General features: G+C 59.1%; 17 protein-coding genes. 4 read left to right on the top strand and 13 right to left on the bottom strand.

The genetic code is table 11. From position 1 onward, the window contains the following. Position 1 precedes the first annotated feature (1 nt). Genes F617_RS0120315 through F617_RS0120330 form a run of 4 tightly spaced genes read right to left on the bottom strand, consistent with a single transcriptional unit; the run spans position 2 to position 3,603 of the window. Entirely contained in the window at positions 2 to 889 is an 888-nt protein-coding gene (locus F617_RS0120315) for a branched-chain amino acid ABC transporter permease (RefSeq protein WP_019566514.1), read from the bottom strand. Between the two features lie 2 nt (positions 890 to 891). Then, the gene (locus tag F617_RS0120320) at positions 892 to 1,593 is read right to left on the bottom strand and encodes an ABC transporter ATP-binding protein (RefSeq protein WP_019566515.1); all 702 of its coding nucleotides are present in this window, start codon (positions 1,591 to 1,593) and stop codon (positions 892 to 894) included. Position 1,594: 1 nt separating this feature from the next. Next, complete coding sequence (locus F617_RS0120325; RefSeq protein ID WP_019566516.1) at positions 1,595 to 2,380, bottom strand: ABC transporter ATP-binding protein; 786 nt, start codon at positions 2,378 to 2,380, stop codon at positions 1,595 to 1,597. Positions 2,381 to 2,394: 14 nt separating this feature from the next. Further along, positions 2,395 to 3,603, bottom strand: coding sequence for an ABC transporter substrate-binding protein (locus F617_RS0120330; protein ID WP_013762102.1), 1,209 nt, complete (start codon positions 3,601 to 3,603; stop codon positions 2,395 to 2,397). 220 nt (positions 3,604 to 3,823) lie between these two features. Here F617_RS0120330 and F617_RS0120335 point away from each other — a divergent pair, with 220 nt between their 5' ends. Continuing rightward, positions 3,824 to 4,753 (top strand): LysR family transcriptional regulator, encoded by a 930-nt coding sequence (locus F617_RS0120335; RefSeq protein ID WP_004431950.1) that lies wholly within the window; start codon positions 3,824 to 3,826, stop codon positions 4,751 to 4,753. Positions 4,754 to 4,887: 134 nt separating this feature from the next. Continuing rightward, a complete protein-coding gene (locus F617_RS0120340) occupies positions 4,888 to 5,910 on the top strand; it encodes an LLM class flavin-dependent oxidoreductase (RefSeq protein WP_019566517.1) in 1,023 nt (340 codons plus the stop codon). Between the two features lie 145 nt (positions 5,911 to 6,055). Here F617_RS0120340 and F617_RS0120345 read toward each other — a convergent pair whose 3' ends face one another. Continuing rightward, positions 6,056 to 7,174 carry a mandelate racemase/muconate lactonizing enzyme family protein gene (locus F617_RS0120345; RefSeq protein WP_019566518.1) on the bottom strand — a complete coding sequence of 373 codons (1,119 nt, stop codon included), beginning with the start codon at positions 7,172 to 7,174 and terminating at the stop codon, positions 6,056 to 6,058. Between the two features lie 283 nt (positions 7,175 to 7,457). Here F617_RS0120345 and F617_RS0120350 point away from each other — a divergent pair, with 283 nt between their 5' ends. Beyond that, positions 7,458 to 8,132: a GntR family transcriptional regulator gene (locus F617_RS0120350; protein ID WP_004431944.1), complete on the top strand. Its 675-nt coding sequence runs from the start codon at positions 7,458 to 7,460 to the stop codon at positions 8,130 to 8,132. An 88-nt stretch (positions 8,133 to 8,220) separates the two neighbouring features. Here F617_RS0120350 and F617_RS0120355 read toward each other — a convergent pair whose 3' ends face one another. From F617_RS0120355 to F617_RS0120390, 8 genes are all read right to left on the bottom strand, one after another. After that, positions 8,221 to 9,066 (bottom strand): ATP-binding cassette domain-containing protein, encoded by an 846-nt coding sequence (locus F617_RS0120355; RefSeq protein ID WP_004431943.1) that lies wholly within the window; start codon positions 9,064 to 9,066, stop codon positions 8,221 to 8,223. Next, the gene (locus F617_RS27225; RefSeq protein WP_004431942.1) at positions 9,063 to 9,902 is read right to left on the bottom strand and encodes an ABC transporter ATP-binding protein; all 840 of its coding nucleotides are present in this window, start codon (positions 9,900 to 9,902) and stop codon (positions 9,063 to 9,065) included. The genes F617_RS0120355 and F617_RS27225 overlap by 4 nt, the downstream gene beginning before the upstream one ends. Before the next feature lie 3 nt (positions 9,903 to 9,905). Further along, positions 9,906 to 10,820 carry an ABC transporter permease subunit gene (locus F617_RS0120365; RefSeq protein WP_004431940.1) on the bottom strand — a complete coding sequence of 305 codons (915 nt, stop codon included), beginning with the start codon at positions 10,818 to 10,820 and terminating at the stop codon, positions 9,906 to 9,908. Then, positions 10,817 to 11,824: an ABC transporter permease subunit gene (locus F617_RS0120370; RefSeq protein ID WP_004431937.1), complete on the bottom strand. Its 1,008-nt coding sequence runs from the start codon at positions 11,822 to 11,824 to the stop codon at positions 10,817 to 10,819. Before F617_RS0120370 ends, F617_RS0120365 begins: the two co-directional genes overlap by 4 nt. 63 nt (positions 11,825 to 11,887) lie before the next feature. Beyond that, complete coding sequence (locus F617_RS0120375; protein WP_004431933.1) at positions 11,888 to 13,492, bottom strand: ABC transporter substrate-binding protein; 1,605 nt, start codon at positions 13,490 to 13,492, stop codon at positions 11,888 to 11,890. Between the two features lie 120 nt (positions 13,493 to 13,612). After that, complete coding sequence (locus tag F617_RS0120380) at positions 13,613 to 14,800, bottom strand: Xaa-Pro peptidase family protein (RefSeq protein ID WP_019566519.1); 1,188 nt, start codon at positions 14,798 to 14,800, stop codon at positions 13,613 to 13,615. A 555-nt stretch (positions 14,801 to 15,355) separates the two neighbouring features. Continuing rightward, on the bottom strand, positions 15,356 to 16,105 hold the full coding sequence (locus tag F617_RS0120385) for an SDR family oxidoreductase (RefSeq protein WP_019566520.1): 750 nt from the start codon (positions 16,103 to 16,105) through the stop codon (positions 15,356 to 15,358). Continuing rightward, positions 16,102 to 16,716 carry a nucleoside 2-deoxyribosyltransferase gene (locus F617_RS0120390; RefSeq protein WP_026330978.1) on the bottom strand — a complete coding sequence of 205 codons (615 nt, stop codon included), beginning with the start codon at positions 16,714 to 16,716 and terminating at the stop codon, positions 16,102 to 16,104. The genes F617_RS0120385 and F617_RS0120390 overlap by 4 nt, the downstream gene beginning before the upstream one ends. 182 nt (positions 16,717 to 16,898) lie before the next feature. Here F617_RS0120390 and F617_RS0120395 point away from each other — a divergent pair, with 182 nt between their 5' ends. Further along, positions 16,899 to 17,525 carry a ribonuclease D gene (locus F617_RS0120395; protein WP_004431923.1) on the top strand — a complete coding sequence of 209 codons (627 nt, stop codon included), beginning with the start codon at positions 16,899 to 16,901 and terminating at the stop codon, positions 17,523 to 17,525. Positions 17,526 to 17,579: the final 54 nt, after the last annotated feature.

Genomic DNA, 17,579 nt, shown 5'->3' on the forward strand with positions numbered 1-17,579 from the left:
ATCAGGCGTCCTTTCCGAAAAGTCCGGCGGGGCGGATGAGCAGCACAAAGGCCATGATGACGAAGATGACAATGTTGGACGCTTCCGGGTAGAACACCTTGGTCAGGCCTTCAGCGATACCCAGCATGTAGCCGGTGACGATGGCGCCCATGATCGACCCCATGCCGCCGACCACGACGACGGCGAAGACGACGATGATGAGGTTGGTGCCCATCAGCGGCGAGACCTGATAGATCGGCGCGGCCAGCACGCCGGTGAAACCGGCAAGGCCCGCGCCCAGCGCGTAGGTCAGCGTCAGGAGCACAGGCACGTTGATACCGAAGGCCTGCACCAGTGTCGGATTTTCCGTCGCCGCCCGCAGATAGGAGCCGAGCCGCGTCTTTTCGATCAACGCCCAGGTGGCGATGCAGGCGACAAGCGAGATGACGACGACGAAAGCGCGGTAGTTCGGCAGGAACATGAAACCGAGATTGGTGCCGCCTGCAAGCTCGCGCGGAACCGAATAAGGTTGACCCGCCGCACCGTACAGCCAGCGGAACGTGCCTTCCACCACCAGCGCCAGGCCGAAGGTGAAGAGCAGCCCATACAGCGGATCGAGATCGTAAAGCCGCGACAGTAGCAGGCGCTCGATGATCGCGCCGAAAAGTGCAACGACAAGCGGCGTCACCAACAGTGCCCACCAGAAGCTGATGCCGAAATATTGCAGGCCGAGAAAGGCGACGAAAGCGCCAAGCATATATTGGGCGCCATGGGCGAAATTGATAACGCGCAGCAGGCCGAAAATGACGGCAAGGCCGAGCGACAGGAGCGCATAAAACGACCCGTTGATGAGACCGATCAGCAATTGCCCGAGCAGGGCCTGAAGCGGAACGCCGAAGAGCATCGTCATCGTTAAACCCCCAGCACTTTATTGAGTTCGCCCATGCGGCCGGAAAGCTCGCCCACCGGAAAATTGCTGACCATCTGGCCATGATCCATCAGGTAGAAACGATCTGCGATGCGGCTGGCGAAGCGGAAATTCTGCTCGACCAGAACCACTGTCATGCCACGACTTTTCAAGGTCTTCAGCACCTCGCCGATGCGCTGCACGATTACAGGCGCAAGCCCTTCGGTCGGCTCATCGAGCAGGAGAACCTTGACCCCTGTGCGCAGGATGCGCGCCATGGCCAGCATCTGCTGTTCGCCGCCGGAAAGCTTGGTGCCGGGGCTCGCCCGACGTTCGTAAAGATTGGGAAACAGCTCGTAGATTTCATCGAGCGTCATGCCGCCGGATGCGACGACGGGCGGCAGTTTCAGATTTTCCTCGACGCTCAGTGTCGCGAAGATGCCGCGCTCTTCCGGCACGAAACCGAGGCCGTATTTCGCCGTGCGATGCAACGGCACCGGCATCATATCCTTGCCGCCGAGCTTGATCACGCCCTTGCGGTTGCGGATGATGCCCATGATGGTGCGCAGCGTCGTGGTCTTGCCAACCCCATTGCGCCCGAGAATGGTGATGGTTTCGCCTTCGCCGACGGTTAGATCGACGCCGTGCAGCGCCTGGCTTTCGCCGTACCAGGATTTCAGGTTGGAGACTTCGAGCATTGCCGCCATATCACGCCTCCTCCGTGCCCATATAGGCCGTACGCACGCGCGCATCGGCGGATACGGTGGCATAATCGCCTTCCGCCAGAATTTCGCCCCGCTGCAGCACCGTGACCTGATGGCAGATATCCGCCACGACCTTCAGATTGTGTTCGACCATCAGCACCGCGCGCGTTTTGGCCACTTCGCGGATGAGATCGGCGACATGCGCGACATCCTCGCCACCCATGCCCGCCATCGGCTCATCGAGAAGCAATACCTTCGGGTCGAGCGCAAGCGTGGTGGCGATTTCAAGAACGCGCTTGCGACCGTATGAAAGATCTGCCGCAAGTGCATTTTTTTCCCGTGTCAGGCCAACCGTTGCGATCAACTCCTCGGCACGTGCATTGAGCCTGTCGAGTGAAGAGAGCGGCAGCCAGAATTGCGTTGAAAGGTTATTCGGCCGCTGCAACGCCACCCGCACGTTCTCAAGAACCGTCAGATGCGGAAACACCGCCGATATCTGGAAAGACCTGACGAGACCGAGCCGCGCCACCTTGTCCGGCGGCGTCTTTGTTATATCCGTTCCCATGAAGGTGATCGCCCCGCCTGTCGGCTGGAGAAACTTGGTCAACAGGTTGAAGACCGTGGTTTTGCCGGCGCCGTTCGGACCAATAAGTGCATGCACGCGGGCATGATGGACGTCGAGATCGACGTTTTTCACGGCCGCGAATGCGCCGAAGGTCTTGGAGAGACCGCGCGCCGAAAGCACGACGCGGGGTTCCGCCTGACCGGCAGGGGCGGGAGCGATCATCATGAAGTTCCCCCTTTTTACTGCGTTACCAGCGGGCAACCGCTTTTTGCGGGGTCCATGAAGGCTTCCTTGCCGGGGATCGTGGCAAGCACCTTGTAGTAGTCCCACGGCTGCTTGCTCTCATCCGGCTTCTTCACTTCCATCAGATACATGTCGTGGATCATGCGGCCATTGGCGGCCACATGGCCATCCTTCGAGAAGACGTCGTTGACAGGCATTTCCTTCATGGCCTTTGCCACGGCGTCGGCATCGTCGGTGCCGGCCTTATCGATGGCCTTCAGGTAATGCAGCACGGCGGAATAGGTGCCAGCGTGGACCATGTTCGGCATGGCGCCGGTACGTTCCTTGAACCGTTCGCCGAATTTGCGCGATTCATCGTCGCGGTCCCAATAGAACCCTTCCGTCAGCGTCAGGCCCTGAGCCGCTTCGAGACCGAGGCCGTGCACTTCGGCAAGCGTAAAGAGAAGGGCCGCCAGCCGCTGCCCGCCCGCAACGATACCGAATTCAGCGGCCTGCTTGATTGCGTTGGAGGTGTCGAGACCGGCATTGGCAAGGCCGATGACCTTCGCGCCTGATGACTGCGCCTGCAACAGGAAGGAGGAATAATCCGTAGAGGCCAGCGGATGGCGCACGGAACCCAGCACCTTGCCGCCATTGGCCTTGACGAAGTTGGACGTGTTTTCTTCCAGCGAATAACCAAAGGCGTAATCCGCAGTCAGAAAGAACCAGCTGTCGCCGCCCTGTTTCACCAGCGCACCGCCGGTGCCGACTGCCAGCGAATAGGTGTCGTAGGCCCAGTGGAAACCATAGGGGCTGCACTGCTTGCCCGTCAGTTCCGTGGTCGCAGCGCCCGTGTTGATGGTGATCTTCTTTTTGTCCTTCGAGAGAGCCTGCACGGCAAGGCCGACCGAGGAAGAGGTCAGTTCCATGATCGAATCGACCTGTTCGGTGTCGTACCACTGCCGGGCGATGTTGGAGGCGACATCCGCCTTGTTCTGGTGGTCAGCCGTTACCACTTCCACCGGCGCGCCCAGCACCTTGCCGCCAAAATCCTCGACCGCCATCTTCGCGGCCTCATAAGAGTATTTACCGCCGAAATTGGCGTAGACGCCCGACTGGTCGTTCAAGATGCCGATCTTGACCTTGCCGTCCGAAATCTCGGCAGCGTAAGCGGCGGTGCCTGCCGCCAGTGCCATGGCCGTGGATAAAACGATACTCTTGCGCATGACTTCTCCTCCCAGAGATGATTGCGAGCCTCAGATAGGTCTGTGCAACGGTGAACGAAGGCGCATTGCGATCGTCCCACGGTGTTGCATCACAACGGTCGCGCCACCCTCCTCAAAGCAGCGCCTCCCTATGTAGACTTCTCGAATTCGGCCGTTGACACAAGAGCGGGGCATCATCAAATTGCGAACAGGAACTGTTCATTTTTGAACAGACCTGGCAATGGAGACCGAATTGGCCACGCCTTTTACCTGGGACGACCTGCAATATTTTCTGGCGGTGGCCCGCACCGGACAACTTTCATCGGCAGCGCGTAGCCTGCGCACCAGCCACGCCACCGTCTCCCGCCACATCGACCGGCTGGAATTCTCGCTTAAAACCAAGCTGTTCGAGCGAAATCCACGTGGTTACGAACTGACAACGGTCGGGCGGCGCCTGGTCGATACCGTCGAGCGCATCGAGGCGGAAGCGGAAAGATTGCAATCGGATATTTCCGAAAGCGGCAGCCTGCTGCGCGGCGTGGTCAGGCTCAGTGCGCCTGAAGGTTTTTCCAACTTTTTCTTCGTGGAAAGGCTGAAAGACTTCGCCGTCACCCATCCGCACATCATGGTGGAGATGGTTACGATCCAGCAGATCATGGCATTGTCGAAGAAAGAAGCGGATGTGGCGGTCACACTCGATCCGCCGAAAGCAGGCCCCTACATCAACGAACAGATCGTCGATTACACGCTGCATATCTACGCATCGCGTTCCTATCTTGCCAGCCACCCGAAAATCACCCGGCGCGAAGATTTGCCCGATCATTTCTTTATCGGTTACGTGCAGGATCTGATCTTCTCGCCGGGCCTCGATTACATGCGCGACGTGATGCCCGGCCTCCGGCCCAACTTCCAGTCATCGAGCATTTTTGCGCAGTTGACTGCAACGCTGAGCGGACGTGGCCTTTGCATATTGCCCAACTTCATCGCCGCACGCTTTCCGGACCTGCAGATGGTGCTGGCAGGTGAAGTGGAACTGCGGCGGGGTTACTGGCTGACAAGCCATCAGGACCTTGCCAATGTGCCGCGCGTGCGCTCGCTGATGGATTTCATTCTCACGACGGCGCGCGCCCACCAAAATCTCTTCATCCTCGACCGCAAGACGATCGCCTGAAACGACCGTCGTTCACATTTCGGCGACACCGTGTCTACGCGTGGCGGATTGGAGAATCCGCACTGCAGCCTATATGACTGACAACAACGATGCCGGCTCAAGTCAGCTGCAGCCTAAACATTTGGAAGGTCATCATGAAAAAGATCGGATTTCTATCCTTCGGACACTGGACGCCCTCGCCCCAGTCGCAGACCCGCTCTGCTGCAGACACCCTGCTGCAATCGATAGACCTGGCCGTTGCTGCGGAAGAACTCGGCGCCGACGGCGCTTATTTCCGTGTCCACCACTTCGCCCGCCAGTTGGGATCACCTTTTCCGCTGCTTGCCGCCGTTGGCGCAAGAACGAAAAGTATCGAGATCGGCACCGGCGTCATCGACATGCGTTATGAGAACCCCTTTTACATGGTGGAGGATGCGAGTTCAGCCGATCTCATCGCCGGCGGACGCCTGCAACTCGGCATCAGTCGCGGTTCTCCCGAACAGGTGATCGACGGCTGGCGCTATTTCGGCTACCGCCCTGCCGAGGGCCAGACCGAGAAGGACATGGCGCGCCAGCACACCGAAGTCTTCCTCGAGCTTCTGAAGGGCGAAGGTTTCGCCGAGCCGAACCCTCGGCCGATGTTTCCCAACCCGCCCGGCCTGCTGCGGCTGGAGCCGCACTCCGAAGGGCTGCGTGAGCGCATCTGGTGGGGTTCCAGCTCCAATGCGACGGCGGTTTGGGCGGCAAAGCTTGGCATGAACCTTCAAAGCTCCACCCTGAAAACGGATGAGACCGGCGAACCCTTCCATGTGCAGCAGGCCGAACAGATCCGTGCTTACCGCGCCGCATGGAAAGAGGCTGGACACGCCCGCGAGCCTCGCGTGTCGGTCAGCCGCAGCATCTTCGCTCTCGTTAACGATCGCGACCGATCCTATTTCGGTTACGGCAGCGAGGGTGACGACAAGATCGGTTACATCGACGACAAGACGCGCGCGATCTTCGGGCGCAGCTACGCCGCCGAACCGGAAGCATTGATCGAGCAGCTAAAAGCCGACGAAGCCATCGCCGAGGCCGACACACTGTTGCTGACCGTGCCGAACCAGCTGGGCGTCGACTACAACGCCCATGTTATCGAGACGATCCTCAAACAGGTGGCTCCTGCACTCGGCTGGCGCTAACTCTGGCAAAACCTGCATCATGCCCACACCGTCACCCCGGATTAGATTCTGGGTGACGGTGCGATCCAGTCTTCGATAGCGCACGATTCCTTTGACGGCGCCGACGCCCCGTGGCCGGATGCAATCCGGGCTGAACGCCTCTGTTTCATTTCACCGCTTTGCCGTAGCGGGCGATGCTTTCGGCCAAAGGCGTGGTGCTGGCGCCGGGATGCTCCGGGCGCTTGTAAACACCATCGCGAACATGGATCGGCTCTTCGAAATGGTCCTTGATCCACGGAATATATTCGAGGATGGTCGATGCCGGATGCCAGTAACTCAGATGCACATGCACCTGACTCATCTCACCGGCATGCGGAACGACAGGCAGGCGATTGGCGAGCGCGAGGTCAGCGACCTGGATATATTCGGTGATGCCGCCAAGCCGGGTTACATCCGGCTGGACATAGGCAACCGCGCCCGCATCGATGAATGACCGGAACGCATCCACCGTATAAAGCTGCTCTCCGAGAGCGATGGGAATGGATGTGTTGCGTGCCAGCCGCGCGTGGCTGGTCACATCGTCGTACCAGAGCGGTTCTTCGAACCAATAGATATTCAGATCCTTTGCCGCCGCGCAGAAGCGCTGGCATGTCGGCAGATCCCACTTGCCGTTACCATCGATAGCGATGCGTATCGCGGAGCCGAGACGCTTGCGCACCGCCGCGAGGCGTCCGATATCAATATTCGGATCATCGTGCCCGACCTTGATTTTCAGGCGGGTAAAGCCTTCCTCTTCAACTGCCCTGGCGCTGCCCGCCAGCAGATTTTCGAGATTGAAGGAAAGCCAGCCTATATCGGTATTGTAAGCTTCGACCCCTGTGGTGCGCGCGCCGCCGAGGTATTGCCAGAGTGGCACGCCCGCCTTCTTCGCCTTCAGATCCCAGAGCGCCACATCGACCGCGGCCAGCGCCAGATGGGTGATGCCCGCGCGGCCGACCCATTGCAGGGACGGATAACGGGCAAGTTTTGTCCACAGCCGCGAATGTTCGGATGCATCCTCGCCGATCAGCAGAGGCGCATAGCAATCGCTGATGCAGGATGTGATCAACCGGTCGGACGGCAGATGCGCATGGGTACCGGTGAAGCCGTAGCCCTCAAGGCCGTCACTCGTCGTAATTTTTGCGCCGACGACGCCCCAATGGGTGATGCTGTGGGTGGAATCGGAAATGGATTCCGATGTCAGCGGCAGATGCAGGATGAAAGGTTCGACAGCGGTTATTTTCATGATCGGTCAATTCCTCGACGCTTGAGCAGCTTTTGGGGAGGAATAAACGGAAGTTCCGTTCTGATCGAAGCTCCACCTATCAACCAGCGGAATGTCGCCACTGCCCCGCGATCAATGACCGCAGGAGATGAAGCCTCAGGGGATTGCCCGGCCACCCTCCTCCAGCAGCCAGCTTCCGATAACGGATACAGCTAAAGCAAAATCGACCATTGTAAAATAAAAAATTTTTTATTTTTTATATTCCGTCATTGCCAGTCACTCGCGGTTAGGTGATGGTGTTGCCATGAACACACTGATCAAAGTCACGCTCGCCGACCAAGCGCATCAGGAACTGCGGGCGCGCATCGTCAGCGGCAGATTGCGCGGCGGCGAACGGCTGTTGCCCAACGAACTTGCCGCCGATCTCGGCATCAGCCCCACGCCGGTCAAGGAAGCATGCCTGAAACTCGAGGCAGACGGGCTGGTGGTCAATTCCTCAAGGCGCGGCATGGTAGTGCGCGATTTTACCGTGGAGGATGTGGAAGAACTCTACGCCGCCAGAATGCTGCTGGAAAAAGGCGCTGTGGAAGTGGCCTTCGATGCCGGGCAGCTGGACGAAGCCTTGCATGCGCAGCTTCTGGAAAGCCTTGCGAAACACCGTGAATTTGCCACGAGCGCGACGCTGGACGATCTCTCCAAAGCGCTGTTTCACGATCGCAGCTTCCACACGGCCCTTGTTTCGGCCGCGCGCATTCCGGTCATTTCCGGCACGCATGGGCGCATTCTCGATCAGACCCACACGGTTTTCGTATCGATCCTTGGCGACTACGCCCGCTCTGTCGAGGAACACCAGAATATTGCCGACGCCATAGCCGCCCGCAGCAAGGCCCAGATTATCGACGCCCTATGGCGCCATCTGGAACGTAGCCGGCAGAATACGCTGCGGCAGGTGCGTCTGCTGAGAGAGGCCGGCGCCTGAGCGCACCCCCGCAATCTTTTTAAGTCCTGAAAAAACAACAGGCCGGAAATCCGGCCTGTTCCACTTATTCATCGGTCAATCGTCGATCTCAAGCCGTCGCAGCCTGCCGTGCCGCCTTGCGGCGCTCTACGCGGGCGCGGATGGCGTCTACATCCGTTACCGGAGTGGCGGCAAAAAGCTGGCGCGTATAGGCGTGCTTCGGATCGGCAAATAGTTCCTCGCGCGTGCCCTGCTCCACGGCTACACCCTTCGAGATAACCATGACGTCATCGGCGATATAGCGAACGACGGAAAGGTCGTGGCTGACGAAGACGTAGGTCAGCTCGAACTCTTCCTGGAGATCTCTCAGCAGGTTCAGCACCTGCGCCTGCACTGAAAGATCGAGTGCCGAGACCGGCTCGTCCAGCACCAGAAGTGCGGGGTTGAGCATCAGCGCCCGCGCAATCGCGATGCGCTGCCGTTGGCCGCCAGAGAACATGTGCGGATATCGGTTGAAGTGTTCGGGACCCAATCCAACCTTCACGAGCATGGCTTCAGCCCGCTCACGACGCTCGGACGCCGGCATTTTGGTGTTGATGACTAGCGGCTCCATCAGCACGTCGCCAACCTTCTGGCGCGGATTGAGGCTACCATAGGGGTTCTGGAACACCATCTGCACCTTGGAGCGCATGTCCGTGCCGGGACGGCGCTTTGCGATATCGACCGGCTGGCCGTCGATCTTCAGCTCGCCACCGGATGCCGGGTCGATCAGCGCGATGATGCGCGCAAGCGTCGATTTGCCGGAACCGGACTCGCCGACGATGGCGAGCGTCTTGCCGCGCTCGACGGCAAAATCGATGCCTTTCAACGCCTGCACGGTCTTTGCTCCGCCGAACAGGCCGCCCGGAACGTGATAATGGCGGGTAATGCCCTTGCCTTCGACAACGATGCTCATTGAACGCCCTCCTTGCCGAAGAAGTCGGAAACCGTGGGCAGGCGGTCGCCGGTTGCATGTTCCGGCAGCGCGGAAAGCAATGCCTTGGTATAGGGATGCTGCGGGGCCTCAAACAGGCTCAGCACATCCGCTTCCTCCATCTTGCGGCCCTTATATTGCACGACCACGCGGTCTGCTGTTTCGGCCACGACACCCATGTCATGGGTGATGAGGATCAGCGCCATGCCGTATTCTTCCTGCAGATCCATCAACAGATCGAGGATCTGTTTCTGGATCGTCACGTCGAGCGCGGTGGTCGGCTCGTCGGCGATCAAGAGACGCGGTTTGGAAGCGATGGCGATGGCGATCATCACACGCTGGCATTGACCGCCGGACATCTGGTGCGGATAGGCATTGAGCTTGGTTTCCGGATCGGGAATACCGACGGACCGGAACAGCTCCAGTGCGCGTGCACGCGCCGCAGACCGGCCCATGCCGAGATTGAGGCGCAGCACCTCCTCGATCTGGAAACCGACCGTAAAGGACGGGTTGAGCGACGCAACCGGCTCCTGGAAGATCATGGTGATCTCGCGGCCGATCAGCTTGCGGCGCTCCTGCGGCGACATGGCCAGCAGGTTTATACCATCGAAGATCATCTCGTCGGCGGTGATCGTCGCCGTATCGGGCAAAAGCCCCATGACGGCGAGCATGGAGACCGACTTGCCGGAACCGGACTCGCCGACGATGGCAAGCACCTCATGCTTGTCCACGGAGACGTCGATGCCGTTGACGGCCGTGAACGCGCCGGTGGCGGTGGCAAACTTGACGGTGAGGTTCTTGATTTTCAGCAGGCTCATCGCTTAGCTCCGCTTCAGTTTGGGATCGAGCGCATCGCGCAGCCCGTCACCCATCAGGTTGATGGCAAGCACCGATACGAGGATCGTCAGGCCGGGAAGGGTAACGACCCACCAGGCGCGCAGGATGAACTCGCGGGCTTCGGCCAGCATCGTGCCCCATTCGGATGCGGGCGGCTGCGCGCCCATGCCAAGGAAGCCGAGAGCCGCCGCATCGAGAACGGCAGATGAGAAGGAGAGCGTCGCCTGCACGATCAAAGGTGCAAGGCAGTTCGGCAAAATCGTCTTGAACATCAGCCGGAAATTGCCGGCACCCGCCACACGGGCGGCGGTGACATATTCACGCCGAAGCTCGCTCATGACAGCTGCACGCGTCAGACGCGCGAAATGCGGCTGATAGACGATGGCAATCGCGATCATGGCGTTGGTCAACCCCGGACCAAGGATCGCAACCAGCACCAGTGCCAGAAGCAGCGATGGAAACGCCAGGATGACGTCCATCACGCGCATGATGACAGTGTCCACCCAGCCGCCGAAGAAGCCGGCGACGAGACCGATGACAATGCCGCCGACAAGGGCGATGGAAACAACGACGACGCCGATGAACAGCGAATATTGCGCGCCATAGATCAGTCGGGACAGCATGTCGCGGCCGACAGCGTCGGTGCCGAGCAGGAATGCGGTACGGCCTCCATCCTGCCAGACCGGCGGGACGAGCAACGCGTCTCTATATTGCTGGGTCGGGTCATGCGGGGCAATCACGGCTGCGAAAACCGCGATCAGAACCAGAAGAAGGAAGACGGCAAGGCCGACGACGGCGCCACGGTTCTGGCGGAAGTAGAACCAGAAATCGGCGATCATCCGGCGGCGGATGGCGGCGTCGGAAAGCCTGACGCCGGGAGCTGTGGTCACATCGCTCATTTGTGACGGATCCTTGGATTGATGAGGCCATAGGTGAGATCGACAAGCAGGTTGACGATCATCACCAGACCCGCGATCAGAAGCAGGCCGCTCTGCACGACCGGATAGTCGCGGCGCGAGATGGAGTCGATCATCCACTTGCCGATGCCCGGCCAGGAGAAGATGGTTTCGGTCAGGATTGCACCCGCCATCAGCACACCGATCTGCAGGCCGATGGTGGTGATGACCGGGATCATGGCGTTGCGCAATGCGTGAACGCCGACGACACGGGACGGCGACATGCCCTTTGCACGCGCTGTCCGCACATAATCCTCACCGAGGACTTCGAGCATTGCCGACCGTGTCTGGCGGGCAATAACTGCAAGCGGGATGGTGGCAAGCACCACCGAAGGCAGGATGAGATGTGACAGAGCCGAAGCGAAAGCACCCTTCTGCCCCGAAATCAGGCTGTCGATCAGCATGAAACCGGTGACGGAAGGGAAGAAATACATCAACGAGATACGGCCCGACACCGGTGTCCATTGCAGGATGCCGGAGAACATGATGATGAGCAGCAGGCCCCACCAGAAGATAGGCATGGAGAAGCCAACCAGCGCCGTCGTCATGGAGATCTGGTCGAACCACGAGCCACGGCGGATGGCTGCGATGACGCCGACCGGCACACCGATCAGTGTGGCGAGGATGATGGCGACGAGGCCAAGCTCGACTGTCGCGGGGAAGAGCGCCAGGAACTCGGTCAGAACGGGTTTCTTGGTGACCAGCGAATTGCCGAGATCACCCTGAAGCAGCCGCCCGAGAAAATGGAGATATTGCTGCCAGATAGGCTGGCTGAAGCCAAGCTGTTCGGCAAGTTGTGCATGCCGCTCGGGCGAAATGCCACGCTCACCCGCCATCAACAGCACGGGATCGCCCGGCAGGACGCGAACGAAGGCAAAGGCAACGATGGTAATCCCGAGAAATGTCGGAACGAGATAGAGAAGTTTGCCGAAAATGAACCGGATCATGGTTTTTTCCTGAAAAGACGCGCGAAAGAACCTGAGTTCTTCCGCGCGTCCTGTTGTTTGGGATTACTCAGCGATATCGACGGATTCGAAGGTGAAGTCGCCAAGCGGGCTCATGGTAAAGCCGGAAACCTTGGCGGACATCGGAACGAACTGCGTGGAGTGCGCAAGCGTCGCCCACGGAGCCTGTTCCTTGAAGATCACCTGCGCCTGCTCATAAAGCTTGGTGCGCTCGGCAACGTCAGTGGTCTGCTTTGCCTTGGAAAGCAGTTCGGAGAACTCCTTGTTGCACCACTGAGCACGGTTTGCACCGCCTTCGCCGGTTGCAGCGCAGGAAAGCAGAACGCCCATGAAGTTATCAGGGTCACCGTTGTCGCCGGTCCAGCCAAGGATGACGGCACCGTCGCGGTTCACTTCAGTCGACTTCTTGAGGTATTCACCCCATTCGAAGGAGACGATCTCGGCCTTGACGCCAACCTTCGCGAAATCCGACTGGATCAGCTCGGCGGTGCGGCGGGCATTCGGCATGTATGGACGCTGAACCGGCATCGCCCAGATCTTCATCGTCAGATCCTTGACGCCAGCGGCTTCGAGAGCCTTCTTGGCAGCTTCCGGATCGTAAGGATCGTCCTTGATGCTGTCGTTGTAGGACCACATCGTCGGCGGGATCGGGTTCTTGGCAACCGTGCCGGCACCCTGGAATACGGCGTCGATGATCGCCTGCTTGTTCATCGCCATGTTCAGCGCCTTGCGGACTTCCGGCTTGTCGAAAGGTGCAACGGTGGTGTTGTAGGCGAAGTAGGCAACGTTCAGGCCCGGCTGTTCATCGAGCTTGAGGTTGGAATCGGCACGAATGGTGGCGAGGTCGGCCGGGGCCGGATAAGGCATAAGGTGGCATTCGCCAGCCTTCAGCTTCTGCAGACGAACGGCAGCGTCCGGCGTGATCGCGAAGATCAGATCGTCGATCTTCGGAGCTTCGCCCCAGTAGTCGGCGTTCTTCTGGTAGCGGATGACCGCGTCCTTCTGATAGGCGACGAACTTGAACGGGCCGGTGCCGATCGGCAGGTTGTTGAAGTCTTCCTTGGTGCCGGCCTTATCAAGCGTATCAGCATATTCCTTCGAAACGATCGAAGCGAAAGGCATCGCGATATTGGCAAGGAACGGTGCTTCAGGACGGGTCAGCACGAACTTCACGGTGTAATCGTCAACCTTGACGATTTCCTTGATCAGCGACGGCATTTCCATGGAGTTGTAATATTCGTAGGTGATGCCTGCGATATACTGGTTCCACGGGTTCTTTGTGTCACCCTGGCGGTTGTAGCTGAAGATCACATCATCGGCGTTGAAATCGCGGCTTGGCGTGAACTTCTCGTTGGAGTGCCACTTTACGCCCTTGCGCAGGTGGAACGTGTATTCGAGGCCATCGCTCGAAACTTCCCACTTTTCGGCAAGGCCTGGCTCAACTTCGGTCGTGCCCTTCTTGAACTCGGTCAGACGGTTGTAGACCGGATGCGCGGAGGCATCGAAGGTGCCGCCGGCGGTGTAAGGCGAAGGATCGAAGCCTTCCGGAGATGCCTCGGAGCAATAAACGAAGGTCTTCGCCATGGCGGGCACGGCGGAAGCCATCGCAAGCGCAGAGGCTATAAGCAAACTGCGGGTCAGCGTTTTCATCTGGTGGTCCTTTCCCTCTTTTTCTGAGTTTATGCGACCCCGTTTTAAGGGGCCTACCTGTCCTGGTCAGCGACGACGCGGAGCCCCGTGTCGCCGTTCGGTCCTGTGCCTCCCGACCAATTACCCGGCGACCGGCTGGAACAGCCGGTCGAGGTTCTTTTCCGGCGGGCAGAACCAGCGTGGTCCCGCCTCCGTCATATAAGCTATATCCTCGAGACGGACGCCGCATTCCCCATAAACGCACAGCATCGGCTCGATGGAAAAGCACATTCCCGGCTGAAGTGCCGTGGCATTTCCTGCAACGATATAGGGTTCTTCGTGAATATCCAGCCCAAGCCCATGGCCGGTGCGATGCGGTAGACCCGGAACCTGATAATCCGGCCCAAAACCGGCCGCCTTCAGGCTGTCGCGCGCGGCCTTGTCCACGTCCGAGCAGGCAGCACCGACCCGGGCCGCGTCAAAGGCAGCAGCCTGCGCGTCCCGCTCGGCGTTCCAGAGAAAACGCTGCCGTTCCGTCGGCTGGCCGAACACATAGGTGCGGGTGATATCCGAACGATAGCCATGAAGGATGCCGCCGAGATCGACCAGCACCATGTCGCCGTCAACAAGCGTCTGCGCATAGGGCACGCCATGCGGATAAGCCGTCGCCTCGCCGAACTGAACCGCCACGAAAAGCGGCTTCATGCCAAGCGCAACATGTGCGGCGTTAACGAAGTCAGCCACTTCCGTGGTGGATATGCCGGGACGCAGCCCCTCGAACACGGCCTTCTGCACGCCGTAGCTCGCATCCATCGCCGCCTGGATGATGGCAATCTCGGCTGCGGATTTGACCTGCCGCTGGCCGACGATCATCGGTTGGGCGGAAATGATGCGGCCTTGCAGACGCTGCATCAGGGCCGATGCGAAAACGAAAGGAGTGGCAGGATCGATCGCGACAAGGTGGCCGGGACAGCCGAGCGCTTCGATGCGGTTTGCCATCAGGTCAAAAGGACTTTCATCCTCTTCCCAGACGGCAACTTCGCCCTCGATACGGATCATCGTCCGTAGTTTCGGCTCTTCAAACGCCGGACTGACATAGACCGGCTTGCCTTCTGCCGGCACCAGGGCGCCGTGAATGCGCTCCGAAAGACCAAGCGACAGGCCAGTGTAATAGGTCAGCGACGATGATGCATCGAGCCAGACCGCCTTGATATTTTGCTGGATTAGCTGCGCTTGCAGGCCGCGCAACCGCAACCCGAGCTCGTCTTCAGCGATCGATGAAACCGCGATCGGCTGAAACCGCTTCAGCGCCTCTTGAAAGTCTGCCATTCTCTCCCCGCCGCTTTCAGGCGCACAGACACAAGCGTGTCGGCAACTCCCAAGCGTTCTTTTGCCAATGCTTAAACACAGGCCGGGGGCTAAGCAATGGGCCAGGACCATGCACCGCCACAAAACTGTGCATATTCATCTAGACATAACGAAATCGTGATCGACACGCGCCCGATTTCGACAATCATCGCCTTGACGGGAAAATCAGAAATCCCCCGGAAACTTAAGGGGAAAAGCGGGGTATCGGTCATCCGGGCGCAGACGGCGCGCAGAAACCTCACCGCAAGATGCATTGGAAAAAGAAGCCCAGAAAAGGAAAAAGCCTGCCGCGGGAGGAGGTGCGGCAGGCTTCAAACTTGATCGGTGATTGGGAGGAGGAGTACCACCGATCCGCATCGAGCGACACTGGGAGGAGGAGTGCGTCGCTTCGATGATTTGAATATAGCGGTATCCGCGATTTTTAACAGAGCAAGTCTCGCAATGCAGCATTGCATTTTTGCATAGCTCGAAAATTCCTGCTTTGTTTTTTAGCACTCCCGCAGAAGACGTTGGAAATCAACTTTCCCGATGCACTTGAAAACCGGCAAAGGACTGGTTGACCGGCATGAGTTCGAGGCTGTTGATGTTGATATGTTTGGGCTGCGAGGCGACCCAATGGATCGTATTGGCGATATCCTCGGCCGTGATCGGATTGACGCCCTTGTAAAGATTGTCCGAGGCATCCTGGTTGCCGCCGGTGCGAACAAGCGTGAATTCCGTTTCGCACATGCCCGGTTCGATCGAGGTGACGCGCACGCCCTTGCCATGCAGGTCGGAGCGCAGACCGAGCGAGAATTGCCGCAGGAAGGCTTTCGTTCCGGCATAGACATTGCCGCCCGCATAGGGCCAGTGCGCAGCTACCGAGGAAAGGTTGATGACAATGCCCTTGCGGTCGATCAACGTGGGCAAAAGGTGGTGGGTGATGTTCAAAAGACCGGTGATGTTGGTGTTCACCATGGTCTGCCAGTCTTTCAGCGGCACCTGCGGTGCAGGTGCAGTGCCGAGCGCAAGCCCCGCATTGTTGACGAGAATATCGATGTCCCGGAAACCTTCCGGCAAAGCCGCAAGTGCCTTTTTAGTGGCATCTTCTTCGGTAACATCGAAGGCAGCGCCGTGAAAAGCGAAGCCGAGTTCTTGCGCCAGCGCCTCCAGCCGTTCCGCCCGCCGACCTGTGCCGATGACCTTCCAGCCTTCCTTGGCGAAGCGCCGCGCCGTGGCCTGTCCGAAGCCGGACGTGGCGCCGGTGATGAGGATGGTACCGCTCATGATGATGTCTCCACTAAATTCGTTCTGTCGGGATCAGTCTGTGTCAGTAATTTTTCAGCGGCGGCCGCCAGGCAGCGCTTATACGCCTCGAGATCCGTATAGAGGGCCTCTGCCGTGGCGTTGCCGACGATGACGACGCCGCCACGCCGCAAAATTCCGCCGTGCAGCATGAGATTGTCGACCATGTCGAAATTCTCGATCGACAAACCGTCCGGGCCGCGATAGCGCCCTGTTTCATCGATTGCGGCAACACCGTCATATTGCGCCTTGATGCGGGTGAAGTGATTGGCCGCGACATTGGTGTAGGCGAAAACCGGCTTGCCCAGCGCGCACATGAACCCCAGTTCGTAGCTCGTTCCCGTATCGGCGGCGATGCCGCGAAACGGCGTGAGATTGGCGATGACCGCATCCGCTTCCAGCATCATCCGCTCGTCTATGGCATTGATGTTGCAGCCGTGGCCGATTTTCGTGTCCGCGGGCGGAATTTCCAAATCGCCCGGCGAAAGCGGCGTAAACCCGGCCTCGCGTGCAAGCGAGGCCTTGAGGTCGAGCATTTCACGGGCATTCGGGAGGAAAACCTCCGGCCCGGCGAGATAGATTTTCTTTGTCATGGGAAATTTCATACAATTTGGAGAAACAGGATTTCCGCAAACCTAACCCGGAGACTTTCGCAAACGCAAGTACCAAGCGGACATGCGCCAAGGCGCGTCGGAGCGACCTACAAAACGGTATCGTCAAACCTGTCTTTCCGTTATAGCCGGAGCAACGAACTGGACATTCCCGGAGCAAGACAATGGCAGCAACCATCCGTTATCACGAAGGCGATATTTCCGCCGCAGATGCCGCACGCTACCTTGGCGCCATCGCAATCGATACGGAAACACTGGGGCTGGTGCCACGCCGCGACCGTCTCTGTGTCGTTCAGCTTTCTCCTGGAGACGGCACGGCGGATGTCATCCGCATCGCTGCCGGCCAGAAGGAGGCTCCAAACCTCACCCATATGCTTGCAGACCCTGCCCGGCAGAAGATTTTTCACTATGGCCGTTTCGATATCGCCGTTCTGTTCCACACGTTCGGTGTGACGACGACGCCGGTTTTCTGCACCAAGATCGCCTCCCGCCTGACCCGCACCTATACCGACCGGCACGGGCTGAAGGACAATCTGAAGGAAATGCTTGAGGTCGACATCTCGAAGGCGCAGCAATCCTCCGACTGGGCAGCAGAAAAACTGTCACCCGCACAGCTCGAATATGCTGCATCCGATGTGCTGCATTTGCATGCCCTGCGCGACAAGCTGACCCACCGCCTCGTGCGTGATGGTCGCCTCGATCATGCCGATGCCTGTTTCGCGTTTCTGCCGACCCGTGCCAAGCTCGATCTTCTGGGCTGGGACGAAACGGATATCTTCGCCCATAGCTGAGCGGTTTCACGCTTCGTTTAAGGACTGATTTACCGAAACTGCCTATTCTCGGCC

The organism is Agrobacterium sp. 10MFCol1.1 (assembly GCF_000381165.1).
GTDB lineage: Bacteria > Pseudomonadota > Alphaproteobacteria > Rhizobiales > Rhizobiaceae > Agrobacterium > Agrobacterium tumefaciens.

Coding starts and splice junctions, on each gene's coding strand:
- F617_RS0120315 (WP_019566514.1), bottom strand. CDS start 889: ATGACGATGCTCTTCGGCGTTCCGCTTCAGGCCCTGCTCGGGCAATTG.
- F617_RS0120385 (WP_019566520.1), bottom strand. CDS start 16,105: ATGAGCGGTACCATCCTCATCACCGGCGCCACGTCCGGCTTCGGACAG.
- F617_RS0120380 (WP_019566519.1), bottom strand. CDS start 14,800: ATGGCAGACTTTCAAGAGGCGCTGAAGCGGTTTCAGCCGATCGCGGTT.
- F617_RS0120375 (WP_004431933.1), bottom strand. CDS start 13,492: ATGAAAACGCTGACCCGCAGTTTGCTTATAGCCTCTGCGCTTGCGATG.
- F617_RS0120325 (WP_019566516.1), bottom strand. CDS start 2,380: ATGATGATCGCTCCCGCCCCTGCCGGTCAGGCGGAACCCCGCGTCGTG.
- F617_RS0120330 (WP_013762102.1), bottom strand. CDS start 3,603: ATGCGCAAGAGTATCGTTTTATCCACGGCCATGGCACTGGCGGCAGGC.
- F617_RS0120395 (WP_004431923.1), top strand. CDS start 16,899: ATGGCAGCAACCATCCGTTATCACGAAGGCGATATTTCCGCCGCAGAT.
- F617_RS0120335 (WP_004431950.1), top strand. CDS start 3,824: ATGGAGACCGAATTGGCCACGCCTTTTACCTGGGACGACCTGCAATAT.
- F617_RS27225 (WP_004431942.1), bottom strand. CDS start 9,902: ATGAGCCTGCTGAAAATCAAGAACCTCACCGTCAAGTTTGCCACCGCC.
- F617_RS0120365 (WP_004431940.1), bottom strand. CDS start 10,820: ATGAGCGATGTGACCACAGCTCCCGGCGTCAGGCTTTCCGACGCCGCC.
- F617_RS0120340 (WP_019566517.1), top strand. CDS start 4,888: ATGAAAAAGATCGGATTTCTATCCTTCGGACACTGGACGCCCTCGCCC.
- F617_RS0120390 (WP_026330978.1), bottom strand. CDS start 16,716: ATGACAAAGAAAATCTATCTCGCCGGGCCGGAGGTTTTCCTCCCGAAT.
- F617_RS0120355 (WP_004431943.1), bottom strand. CDS start 9,066: ATGAGCATCGTTGTCGAAGGCAAGGGCATTACCCGCCATTATCACGTT.
- F617_RS0120345 (WP_019566518.1), bottom strand. CDS start 7,174: ATGAAAATAACCGCTGTCGAACCTTTCATCCTGCATCTGCCGCTGACA.
- F617_RS0120320 (WP_019566515.1), bottom strand. CDS start 1,593: ATGGCGGCAATGCTCGAAGTCTCCAACCTGAAATCCTGGTACGGCGAA.
- F617_RS0120370 (WP_004431937.1), bottom strand. CDS start 11,824: ATGATCCGGTTCATTTTCGGCAAACTTCTCTATCTCGTTCCGACATTT.
- F617_RS0120350 (WP_004431944.1), top strand. CDS start 7,458: ATGAACACACTGATCAAAGTCACGCTCGCCGACCAAGCGCATCAGGAA.